The 19,628-nt window shown below is 44.0% G+C and carries 22 protein-coding genes; 17 read left to right on the plus strand and 5 right to left on the minus strand.

All coding sequences use genetic code 11. The features are described from left to right. Positions 1-4 precede the first annotated feature (4 nt). The 3 genes from J2128_RS07210 to J2128_RS07220 form a co-directional block, all read right to left on the minus strand. Positions 5-583, minus strand: a complete 579-nt coding sequence (locus J2128_RS07210; protein ID WP_209690467.1) for a flavodoxin family protein — start codon at positions 581-583, stop codon at positions 5-7. Between the two features lie 75 nt (positions 584-658). After that, the gene (locus J2128_RS07215) at positions 659-1,105 is read right to left on the minus strand and encodes a DUF123 domain-containing protein (protein ID WP_209690468.1); all 447 of its coding nucleotides are present in this window, start codon (positions 1,103-1,105) and stop codon (positions 659-661) included. A 26-nt stretch (positions 1,106-1,131) separates the two neighbouring features. Further along, positions 1,132-1,728: an MBL fold metallo-hydrolase gene (locus tag J2128_RS07220; RefSeq protein WP_209690469.1), complete on the minus strand. Its 597-nt coding sequence runs from the start codon at positions 1,726-1,728 to the stop codon at positions 1,132-1,134. Between the two features lie 39 nt (positions 1,729-1,767). Here J2128_RS07220 and thiC point away from each other — a divergent pair, with 39 nt between their 5' ends. Continuing rightward, positions 1,768-3,072, plus strand: coding sequence for a phosphomethylpyrimidine synthase ThiC (thiC, locus tag J2128_RS07225; RefSeq protein WP_209690470.1), 1,305 nt, complete (start codon positions 1,768-1,770; stop codon positions 3,070-3,072). Positions 3,073-3,135: 63 nt separating this feature from the next. Here thiC and J2128_RS07230 read toward each other — a convergent pair whose 3' ends face one another. Then, on the minus strand, positions 3,136-3,786 hold the full coding sequence (locus J2128_RS07230; RefSeq protein ID WP_209690471.1) for a VTT domain-containing protein: 651 nt from the start codon (positions 3,784-3,786) through the stop codon (positions 3,136-3,138). 17 nt (positions 3,787-3,803) lie between these two features. Next, a complete protein-coding gene (purE, locus tag J2128_RS07235) occupies positions 3,804-4,190 on the minus strand; it encodes a 5-(carboxyamino)imidazole ribonucleotide mutase (protein ID WP_209690472.1) in 387 nt (128 codons plus the stop codon). A gap of 466 nt (positions 4,191-4,656) precedes the next feature. Here purE and J2128_RS07240 point away from each other — a divergent pair, with 466 nt between their 5' ends. The 16 genes from J2128_RS07240 (at position 4,657) to J2128_RS07315 (ending at position 19,553) form a co-directional block, all read left to right on the plus strand. Continuing rightward, complete coding sequence (locus J2128_RS07240) at positions 4,657-5,787, plus strand: alanine--glyoxylate aminotransferase family protein (protein ID WP_209690473.1); 1,131 nt, start codon at positions 4,657-4,659, stop codon at positions 5,785-5,787. 22 nt (positions 5,788-5,809) lie between these two features. Continuing rightward, positions 5,810-6,271, plus strand: coding sequence for a riboflavin synthase (gene ribC / locus J2128_RS07245; RefSeq protein WP_209690474.1), 462 nt, complete (start codon positions 5,810-5,812; stop codon positions 6,269-6,271). A gap of 494 nt (positions 6,272-6,765) precedes the next feature. Further along, positions 6,766-8,082, plus strand: a complete 1,317-nt coding sequence (gene ablA, locus J2128_RS07250; RefSeq protein ID WP_245323459.1) for a lysine 2,3-aminomutase — start codon at positions 6,766-6,768, stop codon at positions 8,080-8,082. Further along, a complete protein-coding gene (gene ablB / locus J2128_RS07255) occupies positions 8,069-8,935 on the plus strand; it encodes a putative beta-lysine N-acetyltransferase (protein ID WP_209690475.1) in 867 nt (288 codons plus the stop codon). Before ablA ends, ablB begins: the two co-directional genes overlap by 14 nt. 95 nt (positions 8,936-9,030) lie before the next feature. Next, on the plus strand, positions 9,031-9,435 hold the full coding sequence (ribH, locus tag J2128_RS07260) for a 6,7-dimethyl-8-ribityllumazine synthase (protein WP_209690476.1): 405 nt from the start codon (positions 9,031-9,033) through the stop codon (positions 9,433-9,435). Positions 9,436-9,505: 70 nt separating this feature from the next. Then, entirely contained in the window at positions 9,506-10,639 is a 1,134-nt protein-coding gene (locus J2128_RS07265) for a pyridoxal phosphate-dependent aminotransferase (RefSeq protein WP_209690477.1), read from the plus strand. Positions 10,640-10,658: 19 nt separating this feature from the next. Beyond that, positions 10,659-11,375, plus strand: a complete 717-nt coding sequence (locus J2128_RS07270) for a small multi-drug export protein (RefSeq protein ID WP_209690478.1) — start codon at positions 10,659-10,661, stop codon at positions 11,373-11,375. 71 nt (positions 11,376-11,446) lie between these two features. Beyond that, a complete protein-coding gene (locus J2128_RS07275) occupies positions 11,447-12,139 on the plus strand; it encodes a small multi-drug export protein (protein WP_209690479.1) in 693 nt (230 codons plus the stop codon). Positions 12,140-12,294: 155 nt separating this feature from the next. Continuing rightward, positions 12,295-12,573 carry a hypothetical protein gene (locus J2128_RS07280; RefSeq protein WP_209690480.1) on the plus strand — a complete coding sequence of 93 codons (279 nt, stop codon included), beginning with the start codon at positions 12,295-12,297 and terminating at the stop codon, positions 12,571-12,573. A gap of 626 nt (positions 12,574-13,199) precedes the next feature. Then, positions 13,200-13,628, plus strand: a complete 429-nt coding sequence (locus tag J2128_RS07285; protein WP_209690481.1) for an arsenate reductase ArsC — start codon at positions 13,200-13,202, stop codon at positions 13,626-13,628. Then, on the plus strand, positions 13,625-14,002 hold the full coding sequence (locus J2128_RS07290) for a DUF2703 domain-containing protein (RefSeq protein ID WP_209690482.1): 378 nt from the start codon (positions 13,625-13,627) through the stop codon (positions 14,000-14,002). Before J2128_RS07285 ends, J2128_RS07290 begins: the two co-directional genes overlap by 4 nt. A 193-nt stretch (positions 14,003-14,195) precedes the next feature. Beyond that, positions 14,196-16,133, plus strand: a complete 1,938-nt coding sequence (locus J2128_RS07295) for a hybrid sensor histidine kinase/response regulator (protein ID WP_209690483.1) — start codon at positions 14,196-14,198, stop codon at positions 16,131-16,133. Next, complete coding sequence (locus J2128_RS07300) at positions 16,123-16,488, plus strand: response regulator (RefSeq protein ID WP_245323462.1); 366 nt, start codon at positions 16,123-16,125, stop codon at positions 16,486-16,488. The genes J2128_RS07295 and J2128_RS07300 overlap by 11 nt, the downstream gene beginning before the upstream one ends. A gap of 16 nt (positions 16,489-16,504) precedes the next feature. Next, a complete protein-coding gene (locus J2128_RS07305) occupies positions 16,505-17,650 on the plus strand; it encodes a response regulator (protein ID WP_209690484.1) in 1,146 nt (381 codons plus the stop codon). A 76-nt stretch (positions 17,651-17,726) separates the two neighbouring features. Next, positions 17,727-18,353: a YIP1 family protein gene (locus J2128_RS07310; RefSeq protein ID WP_209690485.1), complete on the plus strand. Its 627-nt coding sequence runs from the start codon at positions 17,727-17,729 to the stop codon at positions 18,351-18,353. A gap of 63 nt (positions 18,354-18,416) precedes the next feature. After that, a complete protein-coding gene (locus tag J2128_RS07315) occupies positions 18,417-19,553 on the plus strand; it encodes a hypothetical protein (RefSeq protein ID WP_209690486.1) in 1,137 nt (378 codons plus the stop codon). Positions 19,554-19,628: the final 75 nt, after the last annotated feature.

The following is a 19,628-nucleotide window of genomic DNA, read 5'->3' on the forward strand; positions in this document are numbered from 1 at the left end:
AATTTCACCTTTTTTTCTGGCCTGACCTGTGGGTATTGCTCACAAGTTTGAGTATTTTTTCTCCGATTTCAATGCATTTTTCCGTTGAACGTTCATCGTTTATTACATCGCCTTCACCAAAGCCTCTTCCCGCGACAAAACCCAGGGACGAGAATCCGTGGGTGTTTGCAAATCCTTCGAGTGTTTCAAGTGTCCTTTCGCCGCCCCTGTCGGCACAGACGGATACGACTACGGCGTTTTTGCCGGCAAGTTTTCTGTCGTGGTAAAGGGAATATGTCCTGTCAATAAGGTTTTTTACCTGACCGCTGACGTCATAGAAATACGTAGGAGACCCTATCACAAGGACATCGCATCCGGTCATTTTTTCTGCTATTGTATCCCAGTCGTCTTTTAATATACACCACTTTTTCTCCCTGCATTTTTCGCATCCTGTGCAGGGTGATATTTTAAGGCCTGAAAGCGACAGGTAATCTGTCTCAAATTCAGAGCAGCCTTCGTCTTTTACATAGTCAAGGATTTTTTTTACGAGAACTGATGTGTTTCCGGTTTTACGCATGCTTCCGCAGATGCCAAGAACTTTCATATCTTTATTCTTGGTGTGATCTTAGAAAATCTTTGGCATAAATGACGAGAATCCTCTTCCCTTAAAAGTATCGGCTTATAATTTAAATTGCGGGGTGGCTGTTGAAGGGGAGAGGCCAAGAGATCTGAATATCCCTGTCAGCTCGTCATGTGGGTCATTTTCCCTGTAAAACAGATGGGACCTGCACATGCAGTCGGTACAGCCGAAATTTTCAACGGATTTGCCTTTTGCCATCATTCCCGCCGCCTGGCACTCAAATCTTTCTTTTGTAGGGGCATATACTGCATAAACAGGTCTGAACTTTTCTGAAAGGAGCAGGTAATCTATGTGCCAGTGGGGTTTTCTGTCCTTTCTCTCTGCAAGGGAAAAGTGTCTTTCAACCCTTGAAAGACCGCCGCTTCCAAGCGCCGAACCTGCATATATGTGCCAGCCTTCTTTGAAACCGATATTTCCAAGGGCGCCAACTTTTATGCAGGCTTCCCTGTTTCTGAATACTATGAAATATATCCCCTTTTCAGCCATAATCAGTTCAGATTGTTTTTTTTTTGTTAATATAATTCAGCAGTCTTAAGAGCCCTTTTGATAATTTCCGAACCTGAATTCATGGCAGGGATGCCGTGGCCGGGATAGATTCCCCTGACCTCAAGCTTCTCAAGTTTTTTAAGCGAATTAAGCATATCTTCAGAACTTCCGCTCTGAAAGTCCGTCCTACCGAAGCTTCCGTCAGAGAAAACAGTGTCTCCTGATATAAGGTCTTTTGTCTTTCTGTCGTAAAGGCAGACCGAACCCTTTGTGTGCCCCGGGGTATGAACCACTTCAAACGGGCCGACGACGTCCCCTTCCTTTAGCAGTCTGTCAGGGCAGACTCCGGGTGACCTCTCGGAAAACATAGGAGAAAGGCTTCTTATATCGTCGCAAAGTCCCTGTGCGTCGTATTCATGGATGCATATAAAGGCGCCGCACATTGACTTTGCCTCTTTTATATGAGCGATATGATCGTAGTGGCAGTGGGTAATTATGATGGTATCAGTTTTGTCCTTGTATTTTTCAAAAGCCATCGGGTAAACACCGGCGTCGATGAGTATACCTTCGCAGAAATACGAATTTGCATAATAGCCCTCTCCTCTTATCCACTCGACTGACATTGGTAGTAGTTTTTAGTTAACAGGTACAAATTTATATCTATGCATACTCTCATCGGGGAGTGCAGATCAGGTATTCCTGAGAATGTAGTTTCCGCAGCAAAGGCAGAAGGGATTGATGCAGAAAAGCTTGCCCGTTCGGTACTCGGGGGAAGGGCGGTCATTCCTGCAAACAGAATACGCAGTCACAAACTGTGTGCGATAGGAGAAGGGTGCGGCGTCAGGGTGAACGTCAACATCGGCACATCGGGTGCAAGGTGCGACCCTGACCTCGAGATGAAAAAGGCTCAGTGTGCACTCGATGAGGGAGCTGACGCCATAATGGACCTGTCTACAGGAGGAGACCTTCCAGCCATAAGAAAGGAAGTCCTGAAGCTTGACACGACGGTAGGGACTGTACCGATATACGAGGCCGTACGCCGTGCCGGAAATGCACTGGATGTGACGGGCGACCTCCTGTTCAATGTCATCCGCGAGCACTGCAGGCAGGGAGTTGATTTTCTTACCCTTCACTGCGGTGTCAACCTTGACACTCTGAAGGCTTTGAAGGACGACCCGAGGACTATGGGTGTCGTTTCAAGGGGAGGTGCTTTTCATACGGCGATTATGGCTGCAAACGGCGAGGAAAATCCTCTTTACAGTGAATATGACTACCTCATGGAAATTCTTTCCGAGTATGACGTTGTTGTCTCTCTTGGTGACGGCATGCGGCCCGGTGCAATGGTCGACGCCGTAAAAAGGGCCAAAACCGTTGAATATTTAAACCTGGGCGAGCTCTCCAAAAGAGCCCTTGACGCCGGAGTTATGAGGATGATAGAAGGTCCGGGCCACATTCCTGTAGACCAGATTGCATACAACGTGAAGATGATAAAAGAGCTCTCCGGGTATGCTCCTTTATATCTTCTCGGGCCTCTCGTAACGGACATCGCACCCGGGTATGACCATGTCTCCGGGGCGATAGGGGGTGCTATAGCAGCTCTCAACGGGGCCGATTTTTTGTGCATGGTCTCACCTTCCGAGCATCTTGCACTGCCTGACATAGAAGACATCAGGGAGGGGACAAGGGTTGCAAGGATAGCTGCACATGTCGGAAGCATAAAAAGACTCGGGGACCGCTGGTTTGAGACCGGTGAAGCCGATATGGCGGAGGCTAGGCGTAATCTTGACTGGAAGAGGCAGTTTTCGCTTGCGATGTTCGGGGAGCATGCGAAGCGTATTCATGACCGCGACGGTGACCTTGAGACATGTTCAATGTGCGGTGACCTGTGCGCAGTAAAACTTGTCCGTGACTGTCTCGGGAATTTAAAAATGGAAGACAAAAAAAAGATAAAAAAGCAGCAAAACTGAAAAATAACCACCAAAATGAGGTAAAAATGCCTCAAAACAGTTTTTAAAAAAATTATGCTATTTTCAGGATGATTTTCTTTTTTTGAGCGACACAGATATTATTCTGCATATTATCAGGACAACGGCAATAACCCCTGTGGCAATCATCGCGTACATCATGAGGTCAAGGTTCTCTTTAATCTGGGGAATTTTTCCTGCGTGATAGCCTGCAAAGAGGATGACACCAGACCAGAGAAGCGCTCCCGATATGTTCCAGAACAGAAAGCGCCTGTATTTCATCTCCCCCATTCCAGCAAGAAAAGGCGCAAATGTCCTTGCATACGGTATGAATCTTCCTATGACTACAGCAGGGGCGCCGTATTTTTTGAAGAAAACGTTTGTTCTGTCAAGCCATTCCTGCTCTATCAGATGGCTGAAACTGCCCTCTCCTGTGAGTTTATGCCCGAGATATTTCCCAATCATGTAGTTTACGGAGTCTCCGGCGGCGGCTGCAAAAGAGAACGTGAAGAAAAGTGCCCATATATTGAACCCGCCGCCGTTTGCAAGGGCCCCTGCGGCGAATATTATCGAGTCCCCGGGAAGAAACGGAAATATGACAATTCCTGTCTCAAGAAAAATCACGCAAAAAAGTATAATATATGCAAATAATCCGTATTCCTGGGATATTGACGGAATCTGCTGAACCGCGTCCAGTGTCGCGTTAAATAGACTCATTTCTTTCAGGATTATTTTTAAGCTGTTTTAAGGATTCTTAAAGCGAGGTGGGCTGCGTTTGCACCGTTGTCTATACCCACGCACGCAACAGGCACACCTTTGGGCATCTGTACTATCGAGAGAAGTGCGTCAAGTCCGCCGAGAGTGCCGGAAACCGGAACACCTATCACCGGTTTGTCTGTCTTTGAAGCGACGACTCCGGGGAGGGCCGCCGAAAGACCTGCGATGCAGATGAAAACCTTTGCATCCGATGATTTGACATATTCGTCCAGTTTGTCCGGGTTTCTGTGCGCTGAAATCACCTGGTAGTCAAAGTCAGTGTTGCTCTCGGAAAGAACAGCCTTTACTTTCTCTACAACGTGCACGTCCGAAGCCGAGCCTGCTATAATCGCCACTTCTGTCATATACGTTTATATTTGGTCTCGTCAGTGATTTACCTTTTTGAAAGTGCACCTGACACAATTTTTTTCACGGACATAGTTTTCTGCAAAAAATTTTCATTTGACCGATTATTTTTGCGAATTCTTTCCCGTGCGCCCGCAGTTGAAAAAGTATTTTAAGTATAAACGAAAAAGTCATGTATGCACAGCTATTTGTGCATGGCGGCCGGAAATACTGCCTATATGACGATTTAAGGAGATATTTTATGTTTGACTGGCTTGGACTGATTATTATGATTCTGAAGTTTGTTTCAGAAAACCTTGACAGTATAGCTGCCTTGTTTTAAGGCAGCCCTGAAAAAATTCTTTTTTTTGCAGCCACCACCAAAACTTATCACTGAAGAATTTTCATGTCTGAATTTGGAGTCTTTATGCGGACCAATCAGTAAAATAAATTTCCTAGTACGCAGTACATATTATACTGATTTTTATGCAGGACGAAACACTTCTAATGATGCCGGGCCCTGTCCCAATGCCACAGAACGTAAGGATGGCAATGACAAAGCAGGCAATAAATCACAGGGGAGCGGAATTCGGGGAATGCCTCGATGACATTACCCGTATGCTAAAGCCCATGTTCGGAACAAAAAACGATATACTCGTCCTTTCGGGTTCCGGAACAGCGGGAATGGAGGCAGCTGTTGCAAACTTCTGCGCCAAAAAGAACGTTGCTTCGCTTGTCAACGGAAAGTTCGGCGAACGCCTCTTCAAGCTGGGCAAACTTTACTCCGACAATGCAGTGTGCCTTGAGTCCGAATGGGGTACTCCTCTTCCTCTCGAAAAACTTGAAGAAGAGCTTGAAAACGGTGCCGAAGCGGTAACACTTGTCCACAATGAAACGTCGGCAGCAATTCTGAACCCTGCCGGAGAGGTGGGAAGATTATGCAAAAAGTACGGTGCACTTTTTATTCTTGACGGAATCACATCCATTGCCGGAAACGAATTTTATGCCGACAAGTGGGGCGTTGATGTAGCAATTGTCGGCTCACAGAAATGCCTTGCGGCACCTGCCGGTCTTGCTGCTGTATCGGTCTCAGAGAAGGCATGGGACAGGATTGCAGAATGGAGACCTATGTATCTTGACCTTGCGGCATACAAAAAAAGTGCTGAAAAGAGCCAGACACCTTATACACCTGCAATTTCCCTGTTCTTTGCAATGAGGGAGGCCTGCAGGCTCGTTGAGAATGAAGGTCTTGAGAACAGGATTGCACGCCACAAAAACATGTCCGAAGCCGTGAGGGCCGCCGGAGAGGCATGGGGCCTTAAGTTATTCCCGAAGACCGATAAGTTCCATTCATACTCCAACACGGCGACCGCTTTCTGCTACCCCGACGGAATAGACGACTCAAAGTTCCGCGGTGCGGTGAAAAAGACAGGCATCGAGATTTCCGGCGGTCAGGACAGCCTGAAAGGCAAAATATTCAGAATAGGGACTATGGGTGCAACCGGAGCACCTGAGGTTATGGCCGTTTTGTCGGCAGTCCAGAAGACTCTTAAAGAGCAGGGCTTCAAACCGGCATCTTGCGGTGTCATGGCTGCGGCAGAAGTCCTTAAGGTCTGACAGGAAGCAACAGGATATTACTATGAAAGTTGGTGTTGCCGATACAACGTTCGCCCGCGTCAACATGGGAGCGATAGCGGTCGATGAGCTGCGCAGGCATGCAAGCGTTTCGATTGAGCGGTATACAGTTCCTGGTGTAAAAGACCTCCCCGTTGCAGCAAAAAAGCTTATAGAGGAGCGCGGGTGCGATATAGTCATGGCCCTCGGGATGCCCGGCGGAGTTGAAAAGGACAAGATGTGTGCACATGAGGCTTCGCAGGGTCTTATAAGGGCACAGCTTATGACAAACACCCATATAATAGAAGTGTTCGTCCACGAGGACGAGGCGAAAGACGATGCGCAGCTTGCATGGCTTGCCGAAAGGAGGACACGCGAGCATGCCGAAAATGCAATAAGGCTGATACTTAGGCCTGACGAACTTGTAAGGCTTGCGGGAACCGGCCAGAGACAGGGCTTTGATGATGCAGGGCCTGTAAGAGGATGAAAATAATTTTTTGGCAAAATTTTTTCAGCAAAATCTTTTTTTTAACAGAATAATTCAGTTGTATTTCCCATAGCAAAACTTATATTAAGGGTGACCTTCCATAAAAGGAAACAGCTAAGCCACAGGTGAAACGGGGGTATTTCTGACTGTGGTCAACTGGAAAATGTTGATTAAAATGCCCTTTCCGGAGGACGAAATTTATCATATCAGATAAAAGAAGGATAAAACAATACTATTACGGCATAATACTTGATGTTTTGGGAATTTATTTCAAAAAACGTATAATATAGAGATTCTGGTGTATTTAGTCATATAAAAGACGGCTTTTTTAAAGCGGCACCACCCGGACAAATATTCTGCACCATAAAATATGGGATTTGTAATTTTTCCGTTGTCAAAACCAGAGTATGGTGCAGTTTTTTGAAATACCTGATATTTCAGAGTGTGTTTTTCTGAAAAAATTCAGGGGAATTATAAAAAATTAATGAAATTTTATGAATTCGGATGTGAATATAAAAAACAGGATGACGGACCTTGCCGGTTCAAAAGAGAAGACTGCAAACTGGAGGGACTGGAGATGGCAGATAAAAAATACTGTCCGCGATATAAAAACGTTTGAAAAACTTACGGGCATTTCCTTTCCCCCTAAAAAAAGAGAGGAACTTGAAAAAACTCTTGAAAAGTTTCCTATGGCTGTAACTCCTTACTATCTCTCCCTTATAGAGACTGAAGACTACGAAAATGATCCTATATTCATGCAGGCCTTTCCGTCAGAGCGTGAACTTGACATAATAAAGGACGACATGAACGATCCTCTCTCAGAGGACCTTGACAGTCCGGTCGAAGGCATCACGCACAGGTACCCGGACAGGGTCCTTTTTATGGTGAGCAATGTCTGCGCCATGTACTGCCGGCACTGCACGAGAAAGCGAAGGGTAGGTGACTGCGAATACATCCCGGACAGAAACGAAATCAGCAAGGGCATCGATTACATCAATAATAACCCACAGATAAGGGACGTTCTCCTGTCGGGCGGGGACCCTCTGATGCTTGAAAACGACTATCTTGAGTGGATTCTTTCCGAATTGTCTGATATCAGGCATGTCGAGATAGTTCGCGTCGGAAGCAGAATGCCTGTGGTTTTGCCCTTCAGGGTGGACCGTGAACTCGTCGAGATGCTGGGACAGTACCAGCCGCTCTGGTTTAATACTCATTTCAATCACCCGAGAGAAATTACAGAATCTTCATCGGAAGCCCTGAGAAAACTTGCGGACGGTGGGATTCCTCTTGGAAACCAGTCGGTTCTCCTGGCGGGAGTAAACGACTGCCCGAGAATTATGAAGTCCCTTTTTCATAAACTTCTGATTAACAGGGTGCGTCCGTATTACATGTACCAGTGTGACCTCTCGGAGGGCCTTTCGCATTTCAGGACACCTATCGGGAAGGGAATCGAGATAATTGAAAGTCTAAGGGGACACACTTCAGGTCTCGCGGTTCCTACATATGTTGTAGATGCTCCGGGGGGAGGCGGAAAGATTCCGCTTGCACCAAACTATATTGTTTCGTGGTCAGCCAACAAGGTTGTCATGAGAAACTACGAGGGTGTACTTTGCACATACAAGGAACCTGATTCCTATGAACCGTATTTTTGCGACAGAAAATGCGACAAATGCAATTTAAGCCTGAAACTTGACGATGCATCGGAGATTAAGGCCATAGGTATTGAAAAACTCCTGTGTGATCATGACGGGACAATATCCCTTTATCCTGAGGACAACGAGAGAATGGAGAGAAGAGATGATCAGGGATGAAATCTGCACTATTCTGAACTCTGTTGTCCAGCACGGAGATTACAATGACCGTGTGTACCTAATGAAATTATCAGACTCTGACTATCCCGGAATAATAAAACTGATTGACAAACTTGCAGAGGAAAAAGGGTATTCAAAGTCTTTTGCAAAAGTTCCGGAACATATGAGAGAAGGATTTTTGTCAGACGGCTATATCCAGGAAGGTATAATCCCCGGTATGTACAGGGGTTTTTGTGACGGGTGCTTCCTTTCAAAGTATTATAACACTGTAAGGGGTATTCCCAAAGGAAAAATCATTGGACAAAAAGACCTTGAATCATCAGAGGGAAAGTTTACAGAAAGCTCTGTTTCTTCTGGCATGAAAGATCAAAAGAATAATCTTTCGGACGGCTTTACCGCCAGGAGGGCTGATGAGAAGGATTCAGGTCTGCTTGCAGACCTGTTTTCAAAAGTTTTTGAAAGCTATCCCTTCCCCGTTGATTCTCCGGAGTACATAAGGAAAACGATGGACTTTGGAACCGTCTATTTTGGTGTGCAAAGTGAAGAAACCAAGGAATTCGTTGCAGCTTCTTCCGCGGAGACAGACATTGATTCATTAAGTGCTGAGATGACAGATTTTGCAACTGACCCTGCATTTAGGGGAAAAGGTTTCGCAGGTTTTCTTCTTTTCCTGATGGAGGAAGAGATGAAAAAAAGAGGGATTACAATGTCATACACCATTGCAAGGGCAAGTTTTCTTCCTGTAAACCGCCTTTTTTATGACAGGTGCTACAGATTCGCCGGTACTCTTGTCAACAACACAAATATCTGCGGGTCATTTGAGTCGATGAACCTGTGGTATAAAAAACTTTAATCCTTTTGCTCTCCTTTTACCCGGGGCCGGTGTGTTATTCTGATGAGAAGGATAATACTATTTTAAGTACAAACCTGAGTAACGGAGAAAATGTCATGACAATAAAACTTGGATTCGTTGTCGCAGAGTTCAACCGCGACCTGACATATATGATGGAGCTTGAAGGCGGGGAACACGCAAAATTCCTCGGAGCGGAAGTTGTCCAGAGAATATACGTTCCTGGCGTATATGACATGCCGCTTGCGATAAAAAAGCTTTTGAAAGAGGATAATATAGATGCGGTCGTGACAATCGGCTGTATCATCGAGGGTGCGACCCAGCACGATGAAGTTATTGCTGCTCAGGCGGCAAGAAAAATAATAGACCTCTCGCTTGAGTATGACAAGCCTGTCGCACTTGGTATATCAGGACCGGGAATGACACGCATTGAGGCGTCGGACAGGATAGACTATGCAAAGCGTGCGGTCGAGTCCGCCGTGAAGATGGTCCAGAGACTTTAAAGAACGGTTTTAAAATCCGTTTGATTTATAAATCCAAATATCTGCAGTAAAAGAAAGTCGTGCTGGAATCATGAAGGAACTCTCTGAAAAAATTTCAAAAATACCCTCGTCTGCAACAATTGAGATAACAGACAAGGCCAGAAAAATGAAAGCCGAAGGAAAGGACGTCATATCACTTTCCATAGGTGAGCCTGACTTTGACACCCCCGCCCATATCACGCAGGCGTGCATTGATGCGCTGAAGAACGGGAAAACGCACTACGAGGCAAGCCAGGGGCTTTTAGAGCTTCGCAAGGCAATATCGGAAAAACTGTCCTTTGAAAACAGGATTCCGTCCGACCCTTCGCAGATTGTTGTTGCCTGCGGGGCAAAGGACAACATTTACGAGGCTATGGAGGCCTGCCTGAACCCTGAGGACGAGGTTTTGATACTCGATCCTTCATGGGTCAGTTATGAGCCTTCCGTAAGGATTGCCGGTGCCCGTCCTGTTCATCATTCACTGCGTGCCGGTGACTTTCAGGCCGATGATACAATTCTTGAAAAGATAAACAAAAAGACGAAGATGATAGTCTTTAATACTCCTTCAAATCCTACAGGCTCTGTTATGAATAAGGCTTCTCTCACCCTTATAAAGGACATCTGCGAGGACAACGATATTCTTGCCCTTTCTGACGAAATATACGAGAAGCTGATATACGAAAATGAGCACATCTCAATTGCGTCTTTAGGGGATATGCACGAGAGGACCATAACAGTGAACGGTTTTTCCAAGGCGTATGCAATGACAGGCTGGAGGCTGGGGTATGCCTGTGCACCTTTGAACATTACAAAGGCGATGACCAGAGTTCAGCAGCATACCATAAGCCATCCCGCATCATTTGCGATGTGGGGAGGTCTTGCAGCTCTTAAAGGTCCCCAGGCCTGCGTGGAGGATATGAGACAGGAGTTTGACAGGCGCCGGAAGTTTCTGATATCAGAGCTTAACAGGGCCGGATATGAGACCGCACCGGCACAGGGAGCGTTTTACGCTTTTCTAAAAGTCTGCGGTGACGACATGAAAGTCTGCGATGAGTGGCTTACAAAGGCGTTAGTCGCAACTACTCCCGGAACGGCGTTCTGTTCACCGGGCTGGGTCAGAATATCATACGCTGCCGGTATGGACACACTTAAAGAGGCTGTACGCCGGATAAGTGAGACCGGGTAATAAGGGAAACGGAAGTTTTATGACTGCGGGAGAAACGGAGGAAAAATCTTATTTTTTTCAGGTTTCCCGTGCCGGAAAAATTCTTTTTAACTTTATCCTGCCTTTTATAGTTGCAGGACTTTACTTTTTTATAACGTATCTTATACTTCCGTATGAAAGTTTTGAAAAGCTGATGGGGCTTATGGTCATAAACCTTATTCCCCCTGCCGGAAAGGAGAGCATAATTCCGCTGGGGATTGCTTTCGGGATTCCGTGGTGGGTTGTCGCCTCCTCGACGATGATGATGGACATCTGCGGGGCTATTTTTATGGCCTTAAACTTTGATCTTGCACTAAAAATCCCTGTTCTCGGAGGATGGATAAAAGGGGTTATGAAAGGCGGGGAAAATTTCTTTGAATCACACAAATGGCTTGAAAAGCTCTCCGAAGTGGGACTTGTGCTCTTTGTCGTTGTCCCGTTTCAGGGGTCAGGGGGAATTGGAGGGACCCTTGTCGGCAGGATGATGGGGCTTTCAAAACTCAAAGTTCTTGCTTCGATATCCCTGGGTGCGTTTATAGGCTCGTTTTCGATAGCTCTTGGAGTAGTTTACTTCATAGACATCTTCAGGTTTGACCCTGTCTTAGCGGCGGTATTATTGTCTGCTCTGATGCTTGTAATAGCGTCCTTATATCTTTTGAGGGAGAGGCACCGCAAAAGGCTGCGCGAGGGTCTCAGGAAAAAGAGAAAATTTTTATGAGTGCCGGTTTTTTAAATAATGGACGTATTTATGGATTGTTTTTATCTATAAACAGAGACCAAGTTTAATGAATGGATACGGCACCGGGCAACGGATCGGTTAATCTGGCAAGAGCCGGAAAAGCGTTATTTAACCTGGTAATACCGTTTATTGTCCTTGGGATTTACATTTTTATCTTATACGTGTCTCTCCCTGAGGCGGTGTACATCTCGCTTCTCGGGCTTATGTTTATTTATTTTATTCCGCCGGCGGGAAAAGAGTCAGTAATTCCTATAGGTATATCCCTTGGAATGCCCTGGTGGATTATAGGCACTTCGGTTGCGATGATGGATATTATATCAACGCTTTTTATGATACTGAATTTTGATCTTGCGCTTAAAATACCGGTACTTGGTGACCGGTGGATGAAGTCTTTCATGGAGCACGGGGGGGAATTTTTTTCAAAACACCGCTGGATTGAAAGATTTTCCTCTTTCGGGCTTGCGGTATTTGTGATGATTCCAATGCAGGGGACAGGGGGTGTTGCAACACCTATTGTTGGGAAGATGATAGGAATACCGGGAAAAAACGTTTTTCTGGCAGTAGTTGCAGGTTCTCTCTCAGGGTGCTATATCATCGCGCTTGGTTCGGAATACATAAAAGATCTGTTCTTAATTGACATCCGGTATGGAATTGCGGCTGTAGCTGTAACAGCGGTTGTTATTCTTACAGTGTACTATGCCTGGACACGGAAAAAGAAAAGGCTCAGGGAACGGGCATTATAACGGTTCAACTCTTTATCCGGGATTATATGTAATAAAATCTTAAATATTCTTTTGAATTCACCTGATATCCGCTAAAATGTCCTCAATCCAGTTTGCATATATACCAATATATATATGTTCAGGCATTCAATTTCCTATTATTGGGGAGGTGAGAGGTGATAAAAAAGAGGAAAAACGGAAAGTATTCGACTCAAGGGGTATGCAGTCCCGCAAAGGCTGCATACGGTATGGAAAAAATGCAAAGAACTGGAATGACAGCCACTCCATACTATGTCAAAAGTGCCTTTGAAGCTGAAAAGCGGTTCTTTTTACCTCATGTAAAAAGGAGCGTCCGCCTTTGGGCATTTGGTAGCAGAAATGCCTCTTTAGGACATTCACTTCAAACCGTGCTTAATGCCGATCTAAACATACCGCAACACACCGCAAATTATTGATAAAACAAATATCGCCATAAAATCTAAACTCTCATACCAGTAGTGCACAAATTCAAATCAGCCTCTAATATTAAGTTTATGAGATGGAGTGACCTTAAATCCGGGAGGGATAAGAAAAAGGAGAGATAAAAATTTGAAAATCCGGTTAGGGGTTAAGCCTGAAAAAAACATCTGTTTAACGGCTGTGGTCAGCAGAATCGGGAATCATGTGTCACATGCTCTTTAAATGACGTAATTTTCATGCTTCAATCCATAATGGAACCCAAAAATGGATTCAAACTTTCAACAATTGAATAATCTCTAGTCATTGTACAGGGAACATACGGTTAAGTTGTTCTGCTGTACATAAAAATAAGATTTCCTCCTATTTAAGAGAGAAACAAACACCACTGCCCCGGGGAGATTCCAGGCAAATCTTTCCGGGGTGTTCAACCGGACTAACAGTTCAGATAACCTACTTATATTTACAACCATTTTTTCTTTTTAAAATTTTAACGGTTTAACCGGAACTTTTGTCGTCTCTTTTCATAATAATCCGGTTTCACTTGAAATTTCTTATTTTCTTATGAATGAATATTATGATGAATAAAATACAAACATGACTTTGCACAAATCAGGTTTTTAATATGACAGAGAGAAAAAAAGTTCTTTTTATCTGCAGCCATAACGCCGGTAGGTCGCAGATGGGGGAAGCGGTGTTAAACTCCGGATACCAGGACAAATATGAGGCATTCAGCGCCGGAATCAATCCGGCACCTGTTATAAACCCGCATACTCTCGGGGTTTTAAAGGAAGCCGGAATCGATATAAACGGGAAAAAACCTAAAAAACTTGATTTTTACAGAGGGATGACCTTCGATTCCGTTGTCTTAATGTGCGAATGCAGCGGTGACATACCTGAAATTCCTAAACATCGTGACCTTGTGAAAAAAATATTTTATAATCCTTCAGAGTTTACAGGCTCCGAAGAGGAGATTATGGACGGGTTTAGGAGTGTCCTGAGTGATATCTCCAAATGGGTTGATGAATACTTTGGCGGAATAGAGGAAAAATGATGAAACAAATAGATGTTGTATTATTAAAAAACCCCTCGCGCAAAGGGTATATGCCGGTTTGTTCTGATACCCTGAGAAGCCCGCGTGACGTTTCTTATGATATGAGCTCTTTTCTGGCCGGAAAAGGAATTGAAATAAATTTCAGTGAAAAAGAGGAGAATATTGATGGTGAGAGGGCGTTTCAGATCCTTATAAACGAAAAGACCCTTGAAGAACTCGTCCCCCTCCCCGATCCTTCAAAATACTGTGGAATGTCATGCGAAAGTTGCGGCAGTGCGAAAAAAAACTTTGAGAGCAGTTGTCCGCGTTTCTATACTGAAGTGCCTGAGTCGGTATTAAGGCTTGCGATAAGAAAAGAGTCCTCTTTTATTTAGGAGACTGGAATATCCTGAAATAAAGTATTTTCAAAAAAGTATCCTAATATCCATCCTTTCAATACCGTTTTGCCTGAAAATCTCATATTCTCCGTTTCTGAATAACGTTTCAGTCCGCCTCTTTGCTGATGTGTTCCGGAAGACTTTTGGTATCTTCAAAAATTATATATTTCAAAAAAGCATCTTTTCACGCATGAATCTTCAGACAAGGGTTGTGGTGATTTTTTTGTGCCTTGCACTGCTTGTAATATTCCTTGTCGGAGTAATTCTTCCTGTAACTCTGAACCAGCACAGTCTTAATGCGATAACAAAAAGTTCGGACGAATACCTAAAACTAATAGACTACTCTTTTTCAGACTATCTCAATTCAACGAAAGGTGATGTTTATCAGCTTTCCCTGCAGTCTGAAATGGTTATACGGAATAACAGGGATTTGGAAAAGTTATCATGCAGTGAAAAAAACTATATGAATGAAAGTTTTCTGCAGGTAGAGGATGAACTGGAAGAGACACTTTATAACTATTACATTACCCACCAGCATGTGAATTATGTCTATTTTGGAACTGACAGCGGAGATTTCATAAGGTCACCTGACCTTTCCGGAAGCACTGCGGGATACGATCCAAGGGAGAGACCATGGTACACCCTCGCAGAGGAAAATCCTGAATCTGTCGTTATAACGGAGCCTTACCTTTCTTTGACATCGTCTGATCTGAATTTGGTTGTTGCAAAGGCGCTGACTGACGAAAAAGGCAGTGTTTACGGCGTTGTAGGTGCCGGTATAACCCTTGCCGAAATGGGAAATTATCTCACCGGTTTTGAACCCATAAAAAACGGGAAAATAGTAATTACTGACAGTAATGGCACAATCCTTTCAGAAGAGAATATTTCAGGAAGTTTTGGCAATATTGACAGTATTTTAAAAGAAAAATCCCCCGAATTCCTTGATAACGACAGTGGTGTCATTTTATCTGACGGAAATTACCTGATATACCGCACGTCGCCGGGTTCGGGGTGGAAGATAGGAGTCATAATCCCTTCTGTAGAAATACAGAAAGAGACCAATGATGTGGTGTTTACTGTTCTTGTCTCCCTTATATTATCTCTTGTTATTCTTGGTGTATTGTCTATTCTGGTCCTGAACAATGAGATAATAAGACCACTCTCCAGACTTACAAAGATCAGCAGAAATATTGCAGAGACTGGTGATTTGAATCAGGACATCCCGGTCGGAGGAACAGGTGAAATTTTTGTCCTGGCAGATGCCTTCAGAAAAATGGTCGGGAGGATAAAACTGGAAGAAGAAAAACTGAATATTGCTGTAAAGTATGAAAAAAAGGCAAAATCAGATCTTAAAAAAGCTCACGCCGAACTTGAGGAGAAAGTCACGGAAAGGACACGTGAACTTGCAGAAGCAAACGAGAACCTGAAAAATCTCGACAGTCTTAAGTCAATGTTTATAGCCTCAATGAGCCATGAGTTGAGGACACCTTTAAACTCCATAATCGGGTTTACCGTGGTTCTCCTTAAAGGGTGGAGCGGAGAAATAAACGACGAACAGAAAAAACAGCTGAAAATCATTGAAAACAGTTCCCGTCATCTTTTAAGCCTCATAAATGATGTCATAGACATAAGCAAAATCGAGGCCGACAAGATTCAGCTTTCAATAACTTCATTCGATCTGGTCCCGCTTATCAATGATGTCATATTGTCATTCCGTGAGGCTGCAGAAGACCAGAACATTGAAATGAAGTCTGATTTGCCTGAAACTCTCGTGATATCAGGAGACGAAAGAAGAGTTAGGCAGATCCTGATAAATTTCGTGAGCAATGCCCTGAAGTTTACCGACGCCGGAAAAATCATGGTGAAGGCGGGGATATCAGCTGAAGGCTGCTACATCTCAGTAAAGGATACTGGTATAGGAATTCCCGAGGACCAGATGAAAAATCTTTTCAAAGCATTTTCTAGAATTTCGACGGAAGGACGTCTGACAGAAGGTACCGGTCTTGGCCTGTATCTTTCGAATAAGCTGGCTCTGGCGCTTAAAGGCAGAATTGTTGCAAGCAGCACCCCTGGCAAAGGGAGTGAATTTATCCTGATTTTGCCGTTGAAGGAGGGGGATGATGATTAAAATTCTTATTGTGGAGGATAATCCCAACAATTTTTATCTGATTCAGTTTATTTTACAAAAGAACGGATTTGAGGTAATCTGGGCAAAAACAGGAGAGGAAGGTGTTGTTATGGCTTCCGGGGAGAAGCCTTCACTTATACTTATGGACATTCAGCTCCCGGGAATTGACGGATATGAAGCGACACGCAGAATAAGGGAGAATAAGGCCCTGTCCGAAATTCCTATAATTGCAGTAACCTCATATGCGATGACAGGTGATCGTGAAAAGAGTCTCAGGCTTGGTTGTACGGGATACATAGAAAAGCCGATAGACCCGGATAAAATTGTCAGCCAGATAATGAAGTTTCTGGATTAGGGGAAATGATGTCAATATGAAAGTACTTGTTGTGGATGATTTAAATGAGAACAGGTACCTGCTTGAGTCTGTGCTGAAAAGTCGAGGATATGAGGTTATAACTGCTGCAAACGGAGAGGACGCGCTGAATTCTCTTAATAAATCAAAGCCTGACCTGATAATAAGTGACATTCTGATGCCGAAAATGGACGGATTTCAGCTTTGCCGGGAGGTGAAAAGCGATGAAAATCTTAAGGACATCCCCTTTGTCTTTTATACCGCGGCATATACTTCACCAGAAGACCAGAAATTCGGCCTTGACCTCGGCGCTGACAGATATATAATAAAACCCGTAGACCCTGACGAATTCCTGAAAATAATTGACGGCATGCTTAAAAACCCGGATATAATTGCACCCATGAAAAAATCCAGTACTAGCGAGTCGGAAGAGGAATATCTTAAGAAATACACAAAAAGAGTCCTTTCTCAGCTTGAAACAAAGATCGAAGAGCTTGAAAAAAAGAATGCAGACCTTCTGAAATCCCAGAATGCCCTGAAGGAAAGCGAAAATAAATTTCATATACTTTATAACAGCATCATGGAGGCTGTCCTGTTTTATGAGGTCAAACCCAATAAAATGCCGGGCAGGATTCTTGAGGTAAACGAAACGGCATGCAAAAATTTTGGATATTCGTATGAAGAGTTTCTAAAAAAAAATATTGACGACCTCTATGTAGTGCCTCCCGGAGAGGACTATATTGATTATTTTGCAACTCCCGGCGAAGAGAGCAGGTATTCCTTCGAGGAAAAAATGAAAAAGAAGGACAGCACAGTATTTCCGGTTTACATCAAGGCCGGGCTTATTGAGATCAGAGATACTGTCTACGGGCTGTGCCTGATACGTGATATCTCCAGGGAAAAGGAGAGCCGTAGAAGAGAGGCAGAAGCACTGAAGGATATAGAGGACAACCTTGCCACAAGTGCAATATTAAACGATGCAATAAGAAATCCGCTGGCTGTCATTTCCGGCTATGCAGAAATATGTAATGACGAAATCTCTGATAAGATTCTTAGCCAGGTCAAAGAAATAAACGACATAATCACAAGACTTGACAGAGGATGGCTTCAGTCTGCAAAAATTCGCGAATTTTTAAAAAAGCATTATGATTTCAGCGACAAATAACTCTTAAATTCTCTGCAAAGGTATCTGCGGGATCCTCTCAATATATATAATTGATAAATGATTACTGTGTATGAATATGTTTCGGGAAATTCTGTTGTCCCCAAAGGAATTTTTTGATGAGCTTGTAAATAAGCCTGAAAGCCTGAAATACCCGGCGTTAATAGTCCTTGTTACAGGTATTATCACAGGAATCTCAGCTGCCCTTCTTGCAGGAGCATCCTCAGACATCCTCCCGCCTGAAGCTTCGTTTATGAGTGGTGTCCTCCCGTTCATAGGTTTTTTTGTGGGTTTAATCGGATCGTTTGTAATGTGGGTTATATGGGCGGCAGTTATGCATATAATCTCGATTCCCCTCAAAGGAAAAGGGTCTTTTTCCCGTACTCTTGAAATTACAGGATACGGTATTGTACCCCAGATATTCGGCACTGTTATTGCAACGGTTCTCACATATGCCCATGTGTCGTCGCTGTCTCTTTCCCCTGTTTCAACATCGGCGGAAGTAGAGGCCGCTACGCAACTTATGTCAACTGGTCCTCTTATGACGGCGTCTGCGGTCGTGTCGGTGATATTTCTGTTGTGGAGTGCAAATGTCTGGATATTTGGGTTTATAAAATGCAGAAGAATGGAGTTTAAGGGTGCAGCGATAGCAGTTGGCATTCCTATCCTTGTTGACCTTGTATTTGTTTTAACGTCAGTTGTCTGAAAAACCCTGAATAAAATTTTTGCACGGAATGTTGAAATGATAAAAAAAATTATATTTTTCGCATTGGCAGTTGTTCTGCTGATTGGTGTTCACGTATCGGCAGATGACATATCGGATTCTGCCTCGTCCCATCTTGCGGTTTTGTCGTATGAAACTGATCCAGGTGTCCTTATGCCCGGTGACACGGCTCTGGTGAAGGTATCTGTTCAAAATACCGGCACTGAGAGTGTAAACATAAAAAGAGCGACACTTATTACAAAAGACCTCTCTCTTAAAAGCGAAAGCGCTTATTCAACCGTAGGCGCTATAGGCCCTGGAGTTACAAAGGAGTTCTCATTTACGGTTAAGTCCTCCGGAAGCGGGATATTTTACCCGAAATTTTACCTTGACTTTGTAAACGGGGGAAGTATGAGTTACCCTCTTGCAGTAAAAGTTGAGGCTACACCAATTGAGCTTTCGGTTGTCGAAAAACCTGACGTATTCCAGAAGGATGTAAAGGAAACGATAAAGGTAGTTGTTGGAAATCCAAGAGAAAACACTGTAAACGGTGTTTTCGTAAAACCCGTCAGCAATGTTTCATCCTTTACGCAGTCCAGTGTGTTCATCGGAGAGTTGAAGCCTAACCAGAATGCTGAGGTAATGTTCGACGCAACACCTGAAGACAATGGTGAAATTGAATTTATAGCGGAGTACAGAAACGGAGTAAACCGGCATGAAAGTAGTATAACTGTTCCCGTGGAGCTTGGTGAAGACAAGAAAAATGCCAATCCGGTTGTGAACAATATAGAGGTGACCACATCAGGAAAAGGATATAAGATATCCGGAGATATCACCAATGCAGGACTTAAGGATGCAAAATCGATTATAGTTACTACAAAAAGCCCGGCGGAGCCTACGGAGCCCAACAAAGTTTATGTAATAGGAGGGCTTGAGTCTGATGATTTTTCGACTTTTTATATTGATTTTACCGTGCCTGACGATGTCCTCGAAGTCCCGGTTGTTGTAAGCTACAAAGATGAGGACGGAAATGACTACACAAAGACCATATCTGTTAAAATACGAGACAGCCTGCCTTTAAAGGGAGATAAAACGCAGAGCAGTGCAGGCAGCGGTTTTGGCACAGATGTTATTGTTATAGTAGTTGTGGTACTGGCCGCTCTTGTTGCCGGCGCTGCTGTATACAGGTCGTGGAAGAAGTAAATTTTTGGCCGGATGTATTCTGAAATCTGAAAAATCAATTTATTTTTTTGGAGGTGTTTGTTTTTTGACCGGAGA

The sequence above is a fragment of the Methanomicrobium sp. W14 genome (genome assembly GCF_017875315.1).
Taxonomy (GTDB): domain Archaea; phylum Halobacteriota; class Methanomicrobia; order Methanomicrobiales; family Methanomicrobiaceae; genus Methanomicrobium.